This is a genomic window from Ottowia flava, assembly GCF_008017535.1.
Lineage (GTDB): Bacteria > Pseudomonadota > Gammaproteobacteria > Burkholderiales > Burkholderiaceae_C > Ottowia > Ottowia flava.
The window spans coordinates 1-19,970 of the sequence record NZ_VRUA01000002.1; the positions used below are offsets into that span (position 1 = coordinate 1).

Here is a 19,970-nt window from a genome sequence, read left to right on the forward strand (position 1 = left end):
AAGCTTTAGGGTTTTTACCGATTTGCACTGCAACCAAGGCCGCCTCGCATCTCCCAACCCACAACCCACAACCAGAAGAGTCTTCCGATTGTCGCCAACCCCTGAGATCCCTCATCGATCAGCGAAGCCTTCGATTATGGCACGTCTTTCAAAGACCTGTCAAATCTTGGGGGATTTGGCGGCCGCGCCGCTTTCTCCACCTCCCGGCGCTTGGAAGTACTCCTCGACCGGACTTCGCTGTGAGCAACTTGCGTTGCCGTGATCAGCGAAGCCCGCGACTATAGCACGCTTTTTGGCCGAATACGTGGCAGCCGCGAACGGGACGCCGACTGCCCCGCTTACGCCTCGATTTCAGCTTCCCGTGCCTTCGATCTCGATCTGCGCTGTGGGATCACGCGCTGCGGCGGGCTGTCTTATCACTGTGGCGTGTCGCCTGGTCAACGTGACTCTCGTTCAGCGGCTTCGCGCGGATGAGGAAGCCATGGTCATTGCGCGACAGACTACGAGATGAAGGTGGGCACGACCCACGCGTCAACCCAGTGATTTGCGCCGCTTTGCCCGCCCACCCCTCGCGGACCGGTCAGCAGCCACCACACGCGCTGCCAATCCCCAAACGGCCTGCAGCGGCAGCTATGCTTACGCGCTCCCGTAGCTATCCTGTATGCGCCCGATCGGCGCCCACGGCATCGCGCTCACCACATTTCGCTGACACCTTCGTTGGCGCTCACCTCTTCGATCGTGATCCCATGGCCTTGATGACTCTCTTGAACGGGCAACTGGCGTTTGGCCATGTGGCCTTGCTGGACCACGCCGACTTCGCGCTGGAGACGCGCGAACGCGTGGGCCTGATTGGCCGCAACGGCGCTGGCAAGTCCTCCTTGCTGAAGATCCTCGCCGGCATGGAGCGCCCGGACGACGGCGATCTGCAATTCCAGACCGGCCTGCGCCTGGCCTACGTGGCGCAGGAGCCTGCGTTGGACGCCTTCACCACGGTCAACGACGCCGTGGGCGCCGGGCTGAACCACTTGGCCGAGTTGATTGAGGCCTATACCCGCGGCGAAGGCGATCTGGCGGCACTGCAGTCGCAGATTGAAGCGGAAGACGGCTGGAACTGGCCGCAGCGCGTGGCCGACACCTTGCAGCGCCTCGGCCTGGATGGCACGCGCCACGTGGCCGACCTGTCCGGCGGCACCAAGAAGCGCGTCGCGCTGGCGCAAGCGCTGGTGCGGCGTCCCGACGTGTTGCTGCTGGACGAGCCGACCAACCACCTGGACCTGGACGCCATCGGCTGGCTGGAACAACTGTTGCTGGACTTCCGCGGCAGCGTGATCACCATCACGCATGACCGCGCCTTTCTGGACCGCGTCGCCACGCGCATCGTTGAACTGGACCGCGGCCGCCTGGTCAGCTACCCCGGCAACTTCAGCGCCTACCTGACGTTAAAGGAAGAGCAGCTCGCGCAGGAGGCCACGATCCAGGCGAAGGCCGACAAACTGCTGGCGCAGGAAGAAGTGTGGGTGCGCCAAGGGGTGGAAGCGCGCCGCACCCGCGCGCAAGGGCGCATCAACCGCCTGCAGAACTTGCGTGCGGCGCGGGCGGCCCGGCGCGAAACGGTTGGCCGCGTGCACATGGAAGTCAGTAGTGGCCTGCCCAGCGGCAAGCTGGTGGCCGAGCTGGAGCACGTCACCAAGACCTTTGGCGAGAAGACGGTGGTGCGCGACTTCAGCGCCACCTTGCTGCGCGGCGACAAGATCGGCCTGCTGGGCCCCAACGGCGCGGGCAAGACCACGCTGCTCAAGCTGATTCTGGGCGAGCTGGCGCCCGACAGTGGCCGCGTGCGCCAGGGCGCCAACCTGCAGGTCGCGTATTTCGACCAGATGCGCGACGCGCTGGATCTGGACGCCACGCTGGAAGACTTCATCAGCCCCGGCAGCGAATGGATCGAAATCGGCAAGAAGCGCCAGCACGTCAAGAGCTACCTGGGCGACTTCCTGTTCAGCCCGGCGCGCGCGCATTCGCCGGTGCGCAGCCTGTCGGGCGGCGAACGCAACCGCCTGCTGCTGGCGCGCCTGTTCGCGCGCCCGGCCAACGTGCTGGTGCTGGACGAGCCGACCAACGACCTGGACATCGACACGCTGGAGCTGCTGGAAGAGCTGCTGCAGACCTACGACGGCACCGTCTTCCTGGTCAGCCACGACCGCACTTTCATGGACAACGTGGTCACCAGCACCATCGCCTGGGAAGGCCCCGGTCAGTGGCGCGAATACGAGGGCGGCGTGACCGACTGGCTCACACAAAGCGAGCGGGCGCGCGAATGGGCGAGCGGGCGCGCGGGCCTCGCCACTCCGGCTGCGCCGCCCAGCCCGGCGCCCACGGTCCAACTTGAGAATAAAAACGACACCCAGCCCTACACAGATCAGCGCGGGCAGCTATCAAAAAAGAAGCTGAGCTACAAAGAACAGCGCGAACTGGACGCCCTGCCCGGCCAGATCGAAGCGCTGGAGACGGAGCAGTCCGACATTCGCGCTGCCCTCGCCGACGGGCAGCTCTACCAGTCCGACCTAGCGCGCGCCGTGGCGCTGCAGGCGCGCGATGGGGAGATCGACGACGCCCTGATGCACGCGCTGGAACGTTGGTCCGAGCTGGAAGCGCGCACGCACTGACCCCCGGTATCGCCCCAGCTTGACGTGACAGGTCAGCGTGCCAAGATGCGCGTTTTGCAAAACAAACACAGGTGAGGAGAGCGCGTGATGGAGGGCTTGGGCTGGATCGCTCCGCTGTTGCTGGTGGCTTTGTTGGGTGGCCTGGGTTTTCTGTGGTGGCAGCGCCGCGGCGGCACCGCGGCCGGCGGTGACGCGCCCCTGGGTCGCAACGACCGCTTTGCGCCGGCGGCCGCGCTGTCGGCGGCCGAGATGGAGCTGCTGGACTACCTGGTGCGCGCCTTCCCGCGCCGCGCCGTGCTGTTCCGCGTCGCACTGTCGAACCTGGTCAGCGTGCGCCGCGCCGACAACCGCGTGGCCACGCAGCAACGGCTGGCCGAGCACCGCGTGGACTACGTGGTGTGCAACCGCGATGGCCGGCCGGTGTACGCGTTCGAGCTGGATGCACTGCACGACAACGCCGACGAGGCCGAACTGGACGCGCGCGAAAAGCACCGTGTGCTGAAGTCCGCCGGCATCCGGCTGATTCGCCTCACGCGCAGCACGCGCGATCTGCCCAACCCCAACGACTTCCGCCGCCACGTGCGCAGCGCCGAACTGACACCCGACGGATCGCCCGCCAACGTGACCGCGCCAGGCGCTTTGGCGCCAGCGGACGGCGCTGTACCGTTGCCCGCGCACCGCCGCCCGCATCTGTCGGACGACCTGCCTCACGGCCGCGCCGGTGGTTTCCGCGACACCCAGCCCATGACGGTGACCGGGCTGATGGATTTGTCACCGGTGGCCGACGAACACGCCGACGCCGCGGCCGACGCCTGGGGCATAGGCCGCGCCAGCAACTGACGGCCGTGGCACCACGCGGTGCGTCAGCGCCCCGGCCGTGTGACCCACGCGCCGAACGCTGCGGCCAGCCGGCCGTACAGCAGCCGGTCACGCAGGCCCCCGCCGCTCAGCTTTCGTTGGTGCCAGCGGCCTTTTTCACCGGCCGCTGCCAGTGGGCGATGCTCACTGGCTTGCCGCGCGCCACGGTCAGTGCGCCGGGCGGCGTGCTCTTGGTCAGCGTCGATCCGCCGCCCACCGTGCCGCCCGCACCCAGCGTGATCGGCGCGACCAGCACGCAGTTGCTGCCCACGTGCACGTCGGCCTCGATCACCGTCCGGTGCTTGTTGGCACCGTCGTAGTTGGCGGTGATGCTGCCGGCGCCGTAGTTCACGCGTTCGCCCACCGTGGCGTCGCCCAGGTAAGCCAGGTGGTTGGCCTTGGCGCCATCGGCCAGGGTGCTGTTCTTCACTTCGACGAAGTTGCCGATGTGCACCTCGGCGCCCAGCGTGGCGCCCGGGCGCAGACGGGCAAACGGGCCGACCAGTGCGCCCGCGCCCACGCGCACGCCGTCCTTGGCGCCGTCGATGTGGGTGAAAGGGTGAATCACCGCGCCCGCCGCGATGTCGGCGTTGGCAATGACGCAGTGCGCGCCGATGCGCACGTCGTCGCCCAGCGCCACCCGGCCTTCGAAGATGCAGCCGACGTCGATCTCCACGTCCTGCCCACAGACCAGCTCGCCGCGCACGTCAAAGCGCGCCGGGTCGGCCAGGCGCACGCCGTCCGCCATGAAGCGCTGGGCCGTGCGCAGCTGCAGCTCGCGTTCCAGCTCGGCCAGCTGCTGCGGGCTGTTGACGCCGGCCACTTCCACCGCGTCGCTGATGCGCAGCGCCTGCACCGGCGTGCCATCGGCCACGGCGTGGCGCACCACGTCGGTCAGGTAAAACTCTTTTTGCGCGTTGTCGTCGTCCAGCTGCGCCAGGTATTTCTTGAGCAGCGCCGTGGGCGCGGCCATCACGCCGGAATGCCACTCGGTCAGCGCGCGCTGCTCGGGCGTGGCGTCCTTGGCTTCGACGATCGCCAGCACCGGTGCGTCCGCGCCCTGCCCGCCCCGCACGATGCGGCCGTAGGCGCCGGCGTCCTCGGCCGTGTCCACCGTCAGAAGGGCGATTTGGCGCGCGCCACACAGGTCGATCAGCGCACGCAGCGTATCGGGCTGCACCAGCGGTACGTCGCCGTTCAGGATCAGCGTGACGCCATCCTGGGGCAGCAGCGGCACCGCCTGTTGCACCGCGTGACCGGTGCCCAACTGCGGCTCCTGGCGCACAGGCCGCAGCGAGGGATATGAACCATTTTGGCCTCCAGCCTTACTCCAGTCTGCGCAGGCAGCTTCTACTTCTGTAGCACCATGACCGGTGACGACCACCACGTCGGCCGCCCCCAGGGCGGCCGCGCCGTCCAGCACATGGCGCAGCAACGCGCGTCCGGCCAGCGTGTGCAGCACCTTGGGGCGCTTGCTTTTCATGCGGGTGCCTTTGCCCGCGGCCATGACGACGACGTGGATGGCGCTCATATCTGACGGTGTCCCCTGGGTCTCAATGCGATGCGCTTGATTATCGGACGCGCCACGCGGCCATTTCCGCGCGCGCCCGCAACGGCAGCGCCCGGGCGCTAGCATGCGCCATGCACATCGCCGACCTGCCCCCCGATGCCGCCTTGATCGAGCGCCTGGTCACGCTGATGGACGGCCCCTCCGACGAGCGCCTGGTTTGCTTTCGCGCGCGTTGCGAACACGCGATCAAGTCCGTCGACATTGACCGTCCTACGCTCGCCCTGGTGCTGCGCGGGCAGAAGCACGTGCAATGCGGCAACCAAGCCGACCAGTTCGAACCGGGTGACCTGCTGGCCGTCGCGCCTGGGGTGCGGCTGGACGTGGTGAACCGGCCCGACCCTGCCGACGGCCGCTACTTCAGCCTCAGCATCCCGCTGTGCGACGAGGTGCTGGGCGCCGCGCGCTTGCTGTGGACCACGCCATTGGCCTCGGCACGCATGGATTTCGTGCGGATTCCGGCCGGCAGTCTGTGCACAGAGTTGACCGCGCTGGCCGACGCCGCTGAAGCGGACGACGAATTGCGCGCCCGGATGGCGGTGCTGGCCCTCTTGACGCAACTGGTGCCGCGCGGCTGTGGCGATCTGCTGCTGCCACCGGCCCCCCGACTGTCCGCCCAGGTGCGTGAACTCGTCGCGCAGGCGCCCGACCGACCATGGCAATCGCGCGATTTCGAGCAGGCGCTGGGGTGCAGCGGCGCCACCTTGCGCCGCCGTCTGGCCGATGAAGGCCTGTCGCTGCGCGAGCTGATCGCGCAGGCCCGGCTGGCGCACGCTCTGCTGCTGTTGCAGACCACGCGCTGGCCGGTCAAGTCGGTGGCGGCCAAGGTGGGCTACTGCTCGGCCGACAGCTTCTCGCGCCGCTTCCGTGAGCGCTATGGCCTGGACGCCAGCGCCATGGGCAACGCGCTGCCCGAAGCCGCCTGAGCGTTTCGCGCGGCAATCTGAGCGCCCGGCGGGGCGCTTGAGGCGTACCGTCAGCACATCGCCTTCGGGCTTTCTCTGACAGGACGCTCTTCATGCCCACCAACACCCGACGCTTTCCAAAGCTCGCCGCTGCCCTGCTGGCGCTCGGCGTTGCCACCAATCCCTTGCCTGCGGCCGCCGCCGATTTCACGCAGGTACCCGGCGTCTATCGCCAGGCCATCGGCGACCTGCAGGTCACCGCCCTGTTCGACGGCGTCGCTTTTCTGCCCGTGCAGCAGCTCAAGGGCATGCCGCCTGCCAAGACTCAGGCAAGTCTGGATACCTTTCACGTGCCGCAAACCCAGGACGGCGTGCAAACCGCCGTCAACGCCTACCTGGTGCGCCGCGGCGGCGAGCTGCTCCTCGTGGACACGGGCACGGCGGACTGCTTCGGCCCCGCGCTCGGGCAGGTGCTGGGCAACCTTCGGGCGGCCGGTGTGCGGCCGGAAGACGTCCGGCACGTGCTGCTCACCCATGCGCACCCGGACCACCTGTGCGGCGTGCTGACGGCCGATGGCCAGATGGCGTACCCCAACGCCACGCTGTGGCTGTCCGAGGCCGACGCGCGCTACTGGCTCGACCCGGCGACGCGCGACCTCGCGCCCGAGGCCATGCACCCGCTGTTCGACATGGCGCGCCGCGCGGTGGCGCCTTACCAGGCGGCCGGGCGCTTCAAGGCCGTGGGCGACGGTGACGCCCTGCCCGCAGGCGTCGAGCGCGTGGCCACGCCGGGCCATACCCCTGGCCACACCTCTTGGCGCGTGCACGGCAGCGGCCAGGCCTCGCTGCTGGTGTGGGGCGACGTGGTGCACTACCACGCGGTACAGCTGCGGCACCCGGAAGCCGCGTTCGAGTACGACAGCGACCGCCGGCAGGCCGTCGCCTCGCGCAAGCGCCTGCTGGCCGAGGTCGCCGAGCGGGGTGAATGGGTGGCGGGCGCGCACCTGCCGTTCCCCGGCATGGGTCACGTGGTGCGCGAAGGCCGCCATTCCGCCGCGAGCTACCGATGGGTGCCCACGGAGTTCGGGCCGATCGGCAAGCCCTGAGCGCGTGCGGGCGCGGCCCGCTCAATCCAGCGTCTGGCGGTAGCGCGCGATGGCGAGCACGCTCACCGCCAACACAAAGGCGAGCAATGCGCCCAACTCGGGCAGCAGCTCGGTCAAGCCTGCGCCCTTGAGCATGATGCCGCGCACGATGCGCAGGAAGTGCGTCAGCGGCAGCACCTCGCCAATCCACTGCGCCCAGCGCGGCATCCCGCGAAACGGAAACATGAAACCCGACAGCAGCATCGAGGGCAAGAAGAAAAACAGCGTCATCTGCACCGACTGCAACTGGTTGCGTGCCAGGGTGCTGAAGGTGAAGCCGACGGCCAGATTGGCCAGGATGAACACGCCGATCATCGCGCCCAGCAAGGGGCCGCTGCCCACCATCGGCACGCCAAAGAGCAGCCAGGCCGCGCCCATAATGACCATAAGCTGCAGGTAACCGATCACCACGTAGGGCAGGATCTTGCCCACCATCACCTCCAGTGGCTGGACGGGCGTGGCGAGCAGGTTTTCCATGGTGCCGCGCTCGCGCTCGCGCGTCATCGCCAGGCCCGTGAACATGATCATCGTCATGGTCAGGATGGTGCCGATCAGCCCCGGCACGATGTTGACGCGCGACAGGCCTTCAGGGTTATAGCGCCGGTGCACCCGCACCTCAAAGGGCGGCGCCTGCGCGTTCAGCGCACGCAGCGGGCCCGTCAGGTCGCGCCGCAGTGCCTGCGTGGACAGCTGACCCAGCGCCGCCACCGCGTTGGCCGACGCCGATGGGTCGGTCGCGTCGGCCGCCACGTACAGCACGGGCTTCTGGCCGCGCAGCAGCTGCGCCTCGAACTGCGGCGGCACCACCACGATCAGCTGCACATCGCCGCGCAGCATGGCGTCGTCGGCCTTGGCCTCGCTCACCCCGTTCATCACCACGTCGAAGTAGCCGGTGTTCTGCATGGCCGTGGTCAGCGTGCGCACCAGCGGCCCGTGTTCGGCCGCGACGATGGCCGTGGGCAGCTGCTTCGGGTCGGTGTTGATCGCATAGCCGAACAGCACCAGCTGCATCACCGGGATCATCACCGCCATCGCGAAGGTCAGCCGGTCGCGCAGGATCTGCTGGAACTCCTTGATGAACACCGCCAGCGCGCGGCGCAGGGACAAGCCGCCGCCCCCGCTCACGACGGCACCCCGCCTTCGGCAAAGTTGTCCTGCGCCTGGCCAATCAGGCTGATGAACACGTCTTCCAGGTTGGCGGGCGCGCGCGCCACGTTCAGGCCCTGCGCAGCCAGCGGCGCGACCGCCTGCTCGACCAGCGCCGCATCGCGCCCCGCGACGTGCAAGCGGTTGCCGAAGGGCGCCACGCTGTCCACGCCGGGCGCCTCCGCCACGCGGGCCTGCTGCTCGGCCGTGATGGCGCCGGTCACCTCGTACACCGTCAGGTGCGCGCCCTGCACGATCTCGGCCTCGGTGCCGCGCGCCAGCACATGGCCGTAGGCGATGTAGACGAGCTCGTGGCAGCGCTCGGCCTCGTCCATGTAGTGCGTCGACACCAGCACCGTGATGCCCTCGCTCGCCAGCCGGTGGATCTGGTCCCAGAAGTCGCGCCGCGCTTTCGGGTCGACACCCGCCGTCGGCTCATCGAGCAGCAGCAGGCGCGGCCGATGGATCAGGCAGGCGGCCAGCGCCAGGCGCTGTTTCCAGCCGCCCGACAGCGCGCCCGCCAGCTGGTGCTGGCGCTCGCGCAGGCCCAGGTCGTCCAGCGCCTTGTCAACAGCGGCGCGGCGTTCGGGCAGCGCGAACAGGCGCGCGATGAAGTCGAGGTTCTGGCGAATCGACAGATCGTCGTACAGCCCGAACTTCTGCGTCATGTAACCCACCTGGCGCTTGATCAGCGGCGCCTGCGTGCGGATGTCCAGGCCCAGGCAGGTGCCCTCGCCCGCATCCGGCGTGAGCAGGCCGCACAGCATGCGGATGGTTGTGGTCTTGCCGCTGCCGTTGGGGCCCAGAAAGCCGCAGATCCGGCCAGGCCGCACCTGCAGATCGACGTTGTCCACCACGACGCGCTCGCCATAGCGCTTGGTGAGGCCGCGCACGTCGATGGCCCAGCCGGCCGCGTCTTCACCGCGGGTGAATGCCGCCTCTTCTGCTACTTTGTTCATAGCTGGTTGCGCAAGCTCATGGCCGATCAGAGCCCTGTTTTTTTCAAGAACCGGGCACGGCAGGCAGCAGCCGCACATCCAGTGGCTGGCCAGGCTTCAGGCGCGCGACGTCCTGGGTCTCGGGCAGCGCTTCGACCATGAACACCAGCTTGGCACGCTGCGCATTCGAATAGATCACCGGCGGTGTGTACTCGGGCTCGGTCGCGATGCGGCTGATGCGCGCGGTGAGCGGCGCCGCACAGCCATCGCAGTTGAGTTGCACGGCAACGCCGCTCTTCAACTGGCTCAGGGCGGCTTCGGGCACGAAGAAGCGCGCCTTCAGGTGGCCGGGCGGCAGCAGCGACACGACCGGCTGACCCGCCGCCACCCACTCGCCTTCGCGAAACAGCGTGTCGGCCACCTGCCCGCTGGCCGGCGCCGCCTGCGCCATCTGGTCCAGGCGCCAGCGCTGCTGGGCCAGCGCGCCGTCGGCCGCGCGGGCCTGCGCTTCGGCCGCGGCGCGCTCCTGCGCACGCGCGGGCTGGCGCGCCGTGCGCAGGGCGGCTTCCAGCTCGGTCACGCGCTGGTCCGCAGCGGCCGCGGCGGTGCGGGCCGCGTCGGCCTCGCTGCGCGAGACGGCGGCCTGAGTCACCAGGGACGCCTTGCGCGCCGAATCGGTGCGCGCCAACGTGGCCTGCGCGCGCGCCTGCGCCAGCTGCGCCTGCACCTGCGCGACTTCGTCGGGCCGCTTGCCGGTCTGCAGATTGGCCGACTGCGCGACCGCGGCGTCGCGCTGGGCCTCGGCCGCCTGCAAGGCGTCGCGCTCGGGTGCCTCGTCCAGCGCGAACAGCGGGGCACCCTGCGCCACGTCGTCGCCCGCGCGCACCGCCAGTCGGGTGAGCCGGCCGGCCACCGGCGCGGCGACGTAGACGTAGTCCCCCTCGGCGTAACCCGACCAGCCATCGCCCACCGGCTCGGTGCAGGCCGCGAGCACGGCGGTCGCGGCCAGCAGCACGCCGGCCAGGCGCCGCCGGTTGGCGGAGCGACCTGTGCGCGGGCGTGCCTGCGCGGTCCTGTCACGTCGTGTCATGCAAGGCTCCTGATCTGAGGGCCCGCAGCGCCAGCCCGATGCGTTCGTCGATCGCCGCGTCGGACAGCACCTGCGGCTGCACCAGCGGCTGCGCAAAGGCCGGCAGCAGGCCGGTGTCGCGCATGGCCGAAGCGGCCAGCACGGGCGCCATCACGGCGCCGAACAAAAAACTGGCGCGCAGCAGCGGGGGCCGGGGGGCCAGTTGGCCGCGCGCTTCGGCCTCGGCCAGCAGGCCCAGCACCAGCTCCACGTGGCGCGGCAGGTTGCGCTGGATGAATTCGGTGACCACGGCGTGCCCGGCCTGCGCGTCGCTCAGCACGCGGCGCAGCAGGGGCGCGTGCTCGCGCACGAAGCGCGCGATGGCGCCCAGCGCGCTGTGCAGGCGCTCCAGCGGTGGCCCGGGCCGCTGCGCCGGGGTGCTCATCTGGCTGAAAAGCTCTTCGTAGAAGCCCTGCAACACCTGCCGCAGGAAGTCTTCCTTGCTCTCGAAATGGTAGTGAAACATGCCCGCCGTGACGCCCGCGTGCGCGGCCACGGCACGCACGGACAGGCCGGCGCACCCCAGTTCGGGGTACAGCGCGGCGCCGCTGGCGAGCAGCGCCTGGTCCTGCTGACGAGAAGGTCGGGCCATGAGGGTGCCGAGTTTGCACCGTTTCTGGTCAACCGTCCAGTAAATGCTGCTCGCCGACGCCGGCGCGCGCCGCGGGCGCGCTGCAAGGGGATCAGGCGGTCAGATCAGCGGCTGCGGGCGCAGTGGCCGGGCGGCGTAGTCCGCCAGTGCCGCGAGCGCGCCGGGCTTCACGATGCGCAGGCGGCCATCGCGGATCTCGTGCAGGCCCAGCTGCGTCAGTTTGCGCAGCGTCTTGTTGGTGTGCACCAGCGACAGACCCAGCGCGTCCGCGATGTGCTGCTGCGTCAGCGGAAATTCGAACGCGCCGTCGCCATCGACCAGCCCGGCCCGCTCGGCGCGCCGCGCCAGGCGGATCAGCAGCGTGGCGATGCGCTCAGCCGCATTGCGCTGGCCCACGGTGACCAGGTTTTCGTCGACCACCTGTTCACCGCTCGCGCTCAGCCAGGTGATGTCGTAACCCAGCTTCGGGTTGCGGCGCACGAAATCCCACAGGCCGGACTGCGGAAACACGCACAGCTGCGCATCGGTCAGCGCCTCGACACCGTGGGTCGCGGTATTGGCGAACTCGGCCTGCAGGCCGATGAAGTCGCCCGGCAGCAAAAAGTTGAGGATCTGCCGGCGCCCGTCGGACAGCGTCTTGTAGCGAAACGCCCAGCCCGCGTACAGCGTGAACAGGTTGACCGGGTCGCCCAACTCGGCGATCACCGCCCGGCCCGCGGCCACCTTGCGGGTACCGCTGCGAAAGGCCTGAATGCACGCCAGCTCCTCCTCCGTCACGGGCTGAAAGCCCTGGGTTTGCCGCAGCCGGCAATCTGCGCAAGCTGCGGGCGGCTGAGGGCGGGGGAAGATGCTCATGGTTGTAGGAGTTTCGTCTACTCCCGGGTTACACGCCATGCGCATTGACATACCCTCATGGCGCCGTAGCCCCTTCCAGCGGCGACCGGAGGCGGCCTCAGCGCGGTGTCAATCCGTGGTCGAGCAGGGCCACCACCTCGTCGGCAAACTGCGGGTAGCTCATCGAGCCGCCCGGGCGCAACCAGGTGAAGGTCCAGTTGATCATGCCGAACAGCGTCATCGCCACCGCCGTCTGGTTGCCTGCGTGGATGCGTTCCGGGTAGGCGCGGCGCAGAAAGCGCGTGACGGCCGAGACCACGTCGCGCTGGCGGTTCAGGATCACTTCGCGCTGCTCGGGCCCCAGAAACTGCGTGCTGCCCAGCAGCGCCGCGTGGCGGGTGGCCGACGTCTCGTACTCGCGCAGAAAAGCGCGCACCAACTCGTGCAGCGTGGCGCGCTCGTCCAGCCCGCCGCGCTGCGCCGTCGCCTGCACCTGACCGATGATGACCAGCAGCTTTTGCGTGTAGCGGTCGAGCAGGTCGAACAGGATCGCCTCTTTGCTCTCGTAATAGTGGTAGAGCCGCGCCTTCGACGTGCCGCCCGCAGCGGCAATGTCGTTCATGCTGGTGGCGGGGTAGCTCTGACGGGCGAAGCAGTCGGCCGCCACGTTCAGGATCTCGTCGCGGCGCAGCCCGTGGGCGGCGGAAATCGGTCTTGCCATCGCGCGATTATCCCCATTCACCGACCGTGCGGTTGGCTTTTGTTTTTTAAGGGTTTTAAGCCTCTAGCCCTACAACCACCAGCGCAGACAGCTATGTTTTTGATGGCAAAGTGCGTTCGGCGTCGGTCGCCATCCAGGCCGCGACCGCTTGCGCACGGGCCTGTGCAACGGCCTTGCCGATCGCCTCGCCGCGCGCACCGCGGGCCTGCGCTTCGGCCGCGACGGTGGCGGTTTCCACACTCTGCGCCGCCGCCAGCGCGGCCAGCAGGCGCGGGCGCTGCGGGTAGGCGTCGTCTTCCATGCCCAGCCGTCCGCGCGCGTCGCATTCGCAGGCCAGCAGCGCGTCGGCAAAGCGCGCCGGTTTGCGGAACGCATCGCAGCGCTCCAGCAGGCGCACAGTCGCGGCGGCGTTCAGATCGCCACTGCGGTGGATGTTGCCGTGTTCGCGCGCGACCACGTCGGCCAGTTCGGTGCATTCGGTCGGCACGCGCAGGCGTTCGCCCACGGTCTTGAGCAGCTTGGCGCTGCGGATTTCGTGCGCGATGTGGCGCGGCAGCTCATCCACCGGCGTCGTGCCCTTGCCGAGGTCGTGCATCAGGCAGGCCCAGCGCACCGGCAGGCCCGCACCCAGGCGTGCGGCCATCTGCAGCACCATCATCACGTGCACGCCGGTGTCGACTTCGGGGTGGTATTCGGCGCGCTGCGGCACGCCCCACAGGCGGTCCAGCTCGGGCAGCACGACGCGCAGCGCGCCGCACGCGCGCAGCACCTCGAACATCCGCGCCGGGTGCGTCTCCATCAGCCCGCGCGCCAGCTCCTGCCACACGCGCTCGGGCACCAGGTGGTCGGCCTCGCCATCGGCGACCATGTCCTGCATCAGCGCCAGGGTCTCGGGCGCGACGCTGAAGTCGTGAAAGCGCGCGGCAAAACGCGCCAGCCGCAGGATGCGCACCGGGTCTTCGCGGAAGGCGTCGGTGACGTGGCGCAGCACCTTGGCGCGCAGGTCGCGCTGGCCGTGGAACGGGTCAATCAGCGCGGGATCAAGATCCAAGCCTTTTTGGCCTGCAGCCGGCACCCAATCTGCGCAGGCAGCTATCGCATTGATAGTCAAATCGCGCCGCGCCAGATCCTGCTCCAGCGTCACATCGGGGCTGGTGAAGACGTTGAAGCCCTTGTAGCCGCGCCCGCTCTTGCGCTCGGTGCGCGCCAGCGCGTATTCCTCGTGCGACTCAGGGTGCAGGAACACCGGAAAGTCCTTGCCCACCGGCACGAAGCCCTGCGCCACCATCTCTTCGGGCGTGGCGCCCACCACCACCCAGTCGTGGTCTTGCACCGCCAGCCCCAGCAACCGGTCGCGCACCGCGCCACCCACCATGTAGATTTGCATGGGGAGAGTGTAGAAGGCGGGCGCTGGCGCCCGCCCACGACAACAGCCCACACCAGTATCGAGTAGGCCGTGGGCGGCAGGCACCGCCCGGCGATACGCGCACCGTCAGCGCGGGGCGCTGCCCTTTGGCACCAGGCCTTCGTGAAACTTGTCGAGCAAGCGGTCCGCGGCTTCCTGATCCTTGTGCGTGCGGGCCGGCTCACTGGCCGATGCCTGCGACTGCGCCTTAGCTGCGGAAGCGGCCGCGTCCTGTGGCAACGGCTTGGCCGGACAGTCGATCTGGCGGGGTGCCTGATCAGAGCCCATCAGGTAGTCGACAACGGCCACGTCAACACATGCGGTTTGGTAAGGGAACACGCCATGTGTGTATTCGCCAGGCACGTAGACCAAGTGGGAGGTCGGCAACTGCGCGAACATGTTCAACGCATCGGGGGTCGGCGTGGCTGAATCAAACTGCGACTGGACCATCAACAGCTTCTGGCTCTGCAAGGGCTTGAAGTCGGGCTTGGTGGTGCGCGGACCACCCCAGAATTGGCAGGGGTTGTGACCCAGGGCGCTAAAGAAGTAGCGCGGTGACGCCTGGGCTTGGGCCCGCACGATCGCTGTCCACGCCGCCGGGTCCGTGGTGGCGACGCTGTCGTTGCAAGTGACAGGCCAGAATCCGCCGCTGTCGGAAATGCTTTGCGCCGGGAAGTTCACCCAAGTGTGGCGGTACTGGTTGTAAAACTGGATGGCCTGACTCATTGCAGCTTGGTTGCGCTCAGTCGCGTCGGCGGTGCCGCCGGCGATGAACACGGTTTTTGCCAGGGCGCCCACCACGCCGCCCGCGTCCGCGTCCGAGGGCGCTGCACGCAGCACGGCGTCGAGCCCCCGCGCCGCTGCAATAGCGGTCATCGATTTCTCAGACTTGCGAACGCTGTAGGAATCACCCGCCAGCTGACCTCCTAACAGCGCCTGCACACGGGGCGACAAGCCGTTGATCATCTGGCTGACCTCGCCCGCACTGGCGCCCAGTTGGTAGTAGGCGGCGTGGCGTGCCGCGTAGGGCGCCAGGATGCGATCTTCAATGATTTGGCGCGCCACCGGCTTGGCCACCAGCGCGCGCTCCAGATTGCCGGAAAAGTCGATGGAACTGTCCAGCACCATCCGGCCGGCGTGGTCCGGGAACAGGCTCGCGTACCACGCGCCCAGCCACGTGCCGTAGGAATAGCCGACGTAGTTGAGCTTTGCGTCACCAAGCAGGCCGCGGATCAAATCCATGTCGCGCACCGTAGCGTCGGTGTTGACGAAGGGCGTCACCGGGTTGCGCGCGCACGCGATCGCGTACTTGCTGGCGTTGTAGCTGGCGTTCGCGACATAGACATCCTGCGTGCCCAGTGGCGTGGGGTCGACAAATTTGCTCACTTCGTTGGTCTGGCACAGCACATGCACGCTGCTGCCCGTGCCGCGCGGCGAGAAGCCCACCATGTCGTAGGCGCTCGCCAGCTGCCGGTACTTGGCCCCCACCGGCGTCGCGGGATCGGCCGAGTTGATAAAGCCAATCAAATACTGAGACAACCAGAGGCCGTCCTCGCCGGGGCCGCCGGGGTTGAACAGGATCGAGCCCTTGCGCTGGGCCGGATCCATCGACTTGAGCCGCATCACGGCAACCGACACGTCGCCGCGGTCGGGCTTGGCCCAGTCCAGGGGCGCGCGCACGTCGGCGCACTGCAGGCGCTCGCCAACGCCGTCAGGCAGGTTTACTTGCGGCCCGAGCGCCGTGGCGTCGCACACCCCCCACTGGACGACTTGGTCGCGGTACGCCTGCAGCGGATCAGGGGTGCCGCCGCCGTCGGCGTCGTCACCGCCGCCGCACGCGGCCAGACTGGCGGCCGTGGCCGCGGCGACCAGCCAAGTCCAAGGGCTGGTGGTGGATTGGGGGCATCTCTTCATCGGTCGGCTCCTGGCAACACAAGTTGCGCGATTTCGAACACTTTATTTACCCGTCGTTACATCTGAAGGCCGCCCGATGATAGGCCGCTTGTCGTCCCCTTGGTATCCCTGAAACTGGGTATTTTGAGGCGCACCCCAAGAATCTCTTGCGGACCCAAAATTCAAATGTTTTTGGCTTTCAGCCCTACAACCACCTGCGCAGACAGCTACCCATTTGGTAGCATGAGAGACCGAAGCGGCTGCGCGGCGCTGCCAACATGGCTGGCCTGCGACGCGCGCCGCGGCCGGGCTGGCGTACCGGGCGCCTCCTTTTTCCCCGCGGTTTAACCCCCTCCGAGGCGTTACCCCGTTCAAGCCTTCACCTGCTGCTTTTTTTGCGGAAACCTGCCATGACCCTTCGCCCGACCAATCTGCCCTTTGACACCCTGGTGGCGCCAATCCAACGCCGGCGCGGCGCCACGCCCGTGCTCACCGTTGTGGTCGTTGCCGCCCTGCTCGCAGCCTGCAGCACACCAGTACGGCAGTCGTCCAGCAAGCCCCAGGCTGATGCGGCGGCCAGCGCCAGCGCCGCGGTGGCGGCGCCCTCCCCCGCCGCTGCGCCGGTGCCAGCCCCGCCACCGGCGTACCAGGCGCAACCCGCGCCGCGCGCCGGGTTGGCGCGCAACCGGGCCGTCGCCACTGGGAACGTCCTGATCGCGCCGCCGATGCCGCTGCCGCAGCAGGCGCTGCCCGGCCGCGACACCGAGCGCTACGACAAGATCAAGGACAACCCGGTCAAGCTGACCGCGCAAGACGCCGTGTCCACGCTGAGTCTGGACGTCGACACCGGCAGCTACAGCAATATGCGGCGCTTTCTGAAGCAAGGCCGTCTGCCGCCGGCCGACGCGGTGCGCGTGGAAGAGCTGCTGAACTACTTCCCCTTCCCCTTCACCTACAGCAACCAGCCCACGGCCGGCGCGCCGTTTGGCGTGACAACCGAGGTGGCGCCAGCGCCCTGGAACGCGCAGCATCTGCTGCTGCGCGTGGGCGTGAAGGCGGTGGACGTGCAAAGCGGGCAGATGCCGCCAGCCAACCTGGTGTTCATGGTGGACACGTCGGGCTCGATGGCAAGGGCCGACAAGATGCCGCTGGTGCAGGCCACGCTGCGCATGCTGACCGAACAGCTGCGCCCGCAGGACAGCGTCAGCATCGTCACGTACTCGGGCCATGTGTCGCTGGCGCTGCCGGCCACCAACGACAAGCAGAAGATACTGGGCGTGGTCGGCGGCCTGCGCGCCAGCGGCGCCACGTCGGGCGGGCAGGCGCTGGCGATGGCGTACGAGCAGGCCCGGGCCGCCTTCAAACCCGGCGGCATCAACCGCATCGTCATGGCGACGGACGGCGACTTCAACGTCGGCGTGGCGAACGTGGAGCAGCTGAAGTCGATGGTGGCGCGCGAACGCGCCAGCGGCGTGTCGCTGACCACGCTGGGCTTTGGCACGGGCAATCTGAACGAGCCGATGATGAAGCAGCTGGCCCTGGTCGGCAACGGCAACTACAGCTACATCGACTCGGCCACCGAGGCGCGCAAGGTGCTGGTTCAAGAACTGTCGTCCACCTTCAACACCGTGGCCGCGGACGTCAAGCTGCAGCTGGAATTCAACCCCGCCAGCGTGGCCGAATGGCGCCTGATCGGCTATGAAAACCGGGTGATGAGCGAAGCCGACTTCCGCAACGACCAGGTCGACGCGGTGGAGATCGGCGCCGGCAAATCGGTCACCGCGCTGTACGAGCTCACGCCCGTCGGCCAGACCACGCTGCACGCACCGCGTCGGTACGGCCAGACCACTCAGGCGGCAGCCACCGGCAAGGCGGGTGAGTTGGCCGAATGGCGCGTGCGCTACAAGGCGCCGGGACAGTCGCAGGCCAGGGAGATCCGCCAACCCATTGCCGTGGCGCCTGGCAACGCCGCGCCCAGCGTCGACTTCAAGTTTGCGGCCGCGGTCGCCGGCTTTGGCCAACTGCTGCGCACCAGCCCGTACATCGGCCAATGGACGTACGACGACGCCCTGGCTCTGGCGCGCGCCGGCCGTGGTGACGACCCGCAAGGCTACCGCGCCGAGTTCGTGCAGTTGGTGGAGACCGCGCGCACCTTGGCGCCCAAGGCGCCGGGCGCTGGCATGCCCGGAAATCTGCAAGCCCCGCAGTAAGGGCAGGCGCCGGGGCCGCGCGGCCCCGGTGTCGCATCAGCGCTGCGCCGTCATCAACCGCAGCGCCAGCCCGGCAAAAACCAGCGCCGCCATGCGGTTGAGCCAGCGCTGCGCGCGCGCCGAGCGCGCCAGGCGGGCACGCAGCGCATCGGCCGCCAGAATCACCGCCGCGAACACCAAAGCCCCGGCAGCGATGAAAAGCAGGCCCAAGGTCACGATCTGCAGCACCACCCCGCCCCGCGCGGGCGTGACGAACTGCGGCAGCAGGGCCAGGAAAAACAGCAGCACCTTGGGGTTGGTCAGGTTCATGACCACGCCGCGCCCCACCAGCCGCCACCAGGACTGCTGCGGCGCCCCGCCCGCCGTGTCGGCCTGCACACTGGCCGGCGCGCGCCAGGCGCCCCAGGCCAAATACAGCAGGTAAGCGGCGCCGGCCAGCTTGAGCGCGGTGAAGGCTGCGGCCGATGCGGCGAAGACCGCCGCCAGCCCCAGCGCCACCGCCAGGGTGTGGACCAGCACGCCCAGCATCAGCCCCGTCAGCACGGCAAAGCCGGCGCGCCGCCCCTGCGACGCGGAGATCATCAGCAGAAACAGGTTGTCCGGCCCTGGAGCGAGGGCGAGCAGCAACGAAAGGCTGAAAAAGGCGAGTGCGGTGTCGGGGGAAAGCATGGTGGGAGGTGCGAGTCAGGCTTTGATTTTGACGGGGCGGACGCAACGCGCTGGGTGACGCGCCCCCGGTCGCGTGCTGACCCGGCCGAATCCCCCAAATACCCCAACCACAGCAGGTGTAAGCAGCGCCCGCGACACTGCGCGGCTATGAAATCCATGGGTCAACGCGCCACCGGCGCCCGACTGGAGCGCATGCGCGCCTCATCTGCCTGGGCGGGCGAAGGCTTTCGCAACCTCTACCCCGTCGCACCGGGCCTGCGCGACCCGGCGGTGCCGATGCCGTCCATCCGCGAGATGCTGTGGTCTTCAAACAGCCGCCGTGTACCCGTTGGGCCGCTGCCCGTCGCCGACCCCCGCTCTACGTGGCTGCGCCCGCCGGACACCGGCCTACGGGCGACCTGGCTGGGGCATTCCAGCGTGCTGCTGGAGATCGACGGCTGGCGCGTGCTGACGGACCCGGTGTGGGGACCGCGCGCGTCGCCCTCGGTGCTGGTCGGGCCCAAGCGCTTTCAGCCGGCGCCGGTGGCCTTGCGCGACGTGCCGGAGGTGGACGCCATCGTCATCTCGCACGACCACTATGACCACCTGGACTACCCCACCATCAAGGCGCTGGCGCGCAGCCGCGTGCCCTTCATCACCGCCCTGGGCGTGGGCGCGCACCTGCAGGCCTGGGGCATCGCGCCCGAGCGCATCCACGAGTTGGACTGGTGGGAAAGCCACCGCGTGGCCGGCACCGGCCTGACGGTGACGGCGGCGCCGTCACAGCACTTCAGCGGGCGCGGGCTGAAGACGCGCAACAGCACGCTGTGGTCGTCCATTGTGGTGCGCGGGCCGCGGCACGCGGTGTTCTTCAGCGGCGACACCGGCCTGACGGGCGAGTACAAGACGATTGCCGAACGCCTGGGTCCGTTCGACCTGGCGCTGCTGGAAGTCGGCGCCTACCACCCGGCCTGGGGCGACATCCACCTGGGGCCCGACCACGCGCTTGAAGCGCTGGCGCTGCTGGGCCACCCGCCGCTGCTGCCGGTGCACTGGGGAACGTTCGCGCTGGCCATGCACGACTGGGATCAGCCGGCCGAGCGCCTGTTGGAGCTTGCACCGCAGCAACCCGCGCCGCTGCTGATGCCGCGCCTGGGCGAAGCGGTGGAGCCGGCGCACGCCGAGGCGATCCGACCTTGGTGGCGCGCCGTCAAGGCGGCCGAGAACAAGGCGTGCGGCCCACGCCCGGCGCCCGAACCCGCGCCGCCCGCATCGGCGCGGCCAGGCACCGAACCCGAGTGGCCTGCGGATTGAAG

16 protein-coding genes are annotated in these 19,970 nt (G+C 68.9%); 6 read left to right on the plus strand and 10 right to left on the minus strand.

What is annotated here, in order from left to right:
- The first annotated feature begins 746 nt into the window (after positions 1–746).
- Both FVQ98_RS02165 and FVQ98_RS02170 read left to right on the plus strand, forming a co-directional pair.
- On the plus strand, positions 747–2,663 hold the full coding sequence (locus FVQ98_RS02165) for an ATP-binding cassette domain-containing protein (protein WP_147911790.1): 1,917 nt from the start codon (positions 747–749) through the stop codon (positions 2,661–2,663).
- An 87-nt stretch (positions 2,664–2,750) separates the two neighbouring features.
- Positions 2,751–3,503, plus strand: coding sequence for a DUF2726 domain-containing protein (locus tag FVQ98_RS02170; RefSeq protein WP_147911791.1), 753 nt, complete (start codon positions 2,751–2,753; stop codon positions 3,501–3,503).
- Positions 3,504–3,609: 106 nt separating this feature from the next.
- Here FVQ98_RS02170 and glmU read toward each other — a convergent pair whose 3' ends face one another.
- Positions 3,610–5,052, minus strand: coding sequence for a bifunctional UDP-N-acetylglucosamine diphosphorylase/glucosamine-1-phosphate N-acetyltransferase GlmU (gene glmU / locus FVQ98_RS02175; protein ID WP_147911792.1), 1,443 nt, complete (start codon positions 5,050–5,052; stop codon positions 3,610–3,612).
- Positions 5,053–5,162: 110 nt separating this feature from the next.
- Between glmU and FVQ98_RS02180 the strand changes: the two genes are divergently transcribed.
- Both FVQ98_RS02180 and FVQ98_RS02185 read left to right on the plus strand, forming a co-directional pair.
- Complete coding sequence (locus FVQ98_RS02180) at positions 5,163–6,014, plus strand: helix-turn-helix domain-containing protein (protein ID WP_222707544.1); 852 nt, start codon at positions 5,163–5,165, stop codon at positions 6,012–6,014.
- Positions 6,015–6,106: 92 nt separating this feature from the next.
- Positions 6,107–7,099 (plus strand): MBL fold metallo-hydrolase, encoded by a 993-nt coding sequence (locus tag FVQ98_RS02185; protein WP_147911793.1) that lies wholly within the window; start codon positions 6,107–6,109, stop codon positions 7,097–7,099.
- A gap of 21 nt (positions 7,100–7,120) precedes the next feature.
- Here FVQ98_RS02185 and FVQ98_RS02190 read toward each other — a convergent pair whose 3' ends face one another.
- The 8 genes from FVQ98_RS02190 to FVQ98_RS02225 form a co-directional block, all read right to left on the minus strand.
- On the minus strand, positions 7,121–8,263 hold the full coding sequence (locus FVQ98_RS02190) for an ABC transporter permease (protein ID WP_255507587.1): 1,143 nt from the start codon (positions 8,261–8,263) through the stop codon (positions 7,121–7,123).
- Complete coding sequence (locus FVQ98_RS02195; RefSeq protein ID WP_147911795.1) at positions 8,260–9,243, minus strand: ABC transporter ATP-binding protein; 984 nt, start codon at positions 9,241–9,243, stop codon at positions 8,260–8,262. The genes FVQ98_RS02190 and FVQ98_RS02195 overlap by 4 nt, the downstream gene beginning before the upstream one ends.
- Before the next feature lie 43 nt (positions 9,244–9,286).
- Positions 9,287–10,312: an HlyD family secretion protein gene (locus FVQ98_RS02200; RefSeq protein WP_147911796.1), complete on the minus strand. Its 1,026-nt coding sequence runs from the start codon at positions 10,310–10,312 to the stop codon at positions 9,287–9,289.
- Entirely contained in the window at positions 10,299–10,943 is a 645-nt protein-coding gene (locus FVQ98_RS02205; protein ID WP_147911797.1) for a TetR/AcrR family transcriptional regulator, read from the minus strand. Before FVQ98_RS02205 ends, FVQ98_RS02200 begins: the two co-directional genes overlap by 14 nt.
- Positions 10,944–11,042: 99 nt before the next feature.
- On the minus strand, positions 11,043–11,798 hold the full coding sequence (locus FVQ98_RS02210; RefSeq protein ID WP_147911798.1) for a Crp/Fnr family transcriptional regulator: 756 nt from the start codon (positions 11,796–11,798) through the stop codon (positions 11,043–11,045).
- A gap of 97 nt (positions 11,799–11,895) precedes the next feature.
- Positions 11,896–12,498, minus strand: coding sequence for a TetR/AcrR family transcriptional regulator (locus FVQ98_RS02215; RefSeq protein ID WP_147911799.1), 603 nt, complete (start codon positions 12,496–12,498; stop codon positions 11,896–11,898).
- A gap of 91 nt (positions 12,499–12,589) precedes the next feature.
- Positions 12,590–13,885, minus strand: a complete 1,296-nt coding sequence (locus FVQ98_RS02220; protein WP_147911800.1) for a multifunctional CCA addition/repair protein — start codon at positions 13,883–13,885, stop codon at positions 12,590–12,592.
- Positions 13,886–13,990: 105 nt separating this feature from the next.
- A complete protein-coding gene (locus tag FVQ98_RS02225; protein ID WP_147911801.1) occupies positions 13,991–15,817 on the minus strand; it encodes an alpha/beta fold hydrolase in 1,827 nt (608 codons plus the stop codon).
- Positions 15,818–16,206: 389 nt separating this feature from the next.
- Between FVQ98_RS02225 and FVQ98_RS02230 the strand changes: the two genes are divergently transcribed.
- Positions 16,207–18,006, plus strand: a complete 1,800-nt coding sequence (locus tag FVQ98_RS02230) for a vWA domain-containing protein (protein ID WP_147911802.1) — start codon at positions 16,207–16,209, stop codon at positions 18,004–18,006.
- A gap of 36 nt (positions 18,007–18,042) precedes the next feature.
- On the opposite strand, the gene FVQ98_RS02235 is transcribed toward FVQ98_RS02230, so the two are convergent.
- Positions 18,043–18,675 (minus strand): LysE family translocator, encoded by a 633-nt coding sequence (locus tag FVQ98_RS02235; protein WP_147911803.1) that lies wholly within the window; start codon positions 18,673–18,675, stop codon positions 18,043–18,045.
- A gap of 156 nt (positions 18,676–18,831) precedes the next feature.
- On the opposite strand from FVQ98_RS02235, the gene FVQ98_RS02240 reads away from it, so the two are divergent.
- Positions 18,832–19,968 carry an MBL fold metallo-hydrolase gene (locus tag FVQ98_RS02240; RefSeq protein WP_255507588.1) on the plus strand — a complete coding sequence of 379 codons (1,137 nt, stop codon included), beginning with the start codon at positions 18,832–18,834 and terminating at the stop codon, positions 19,966–19,968.
- Positions 19,969–19,970 lie beyond the last annotated feature (2 nt).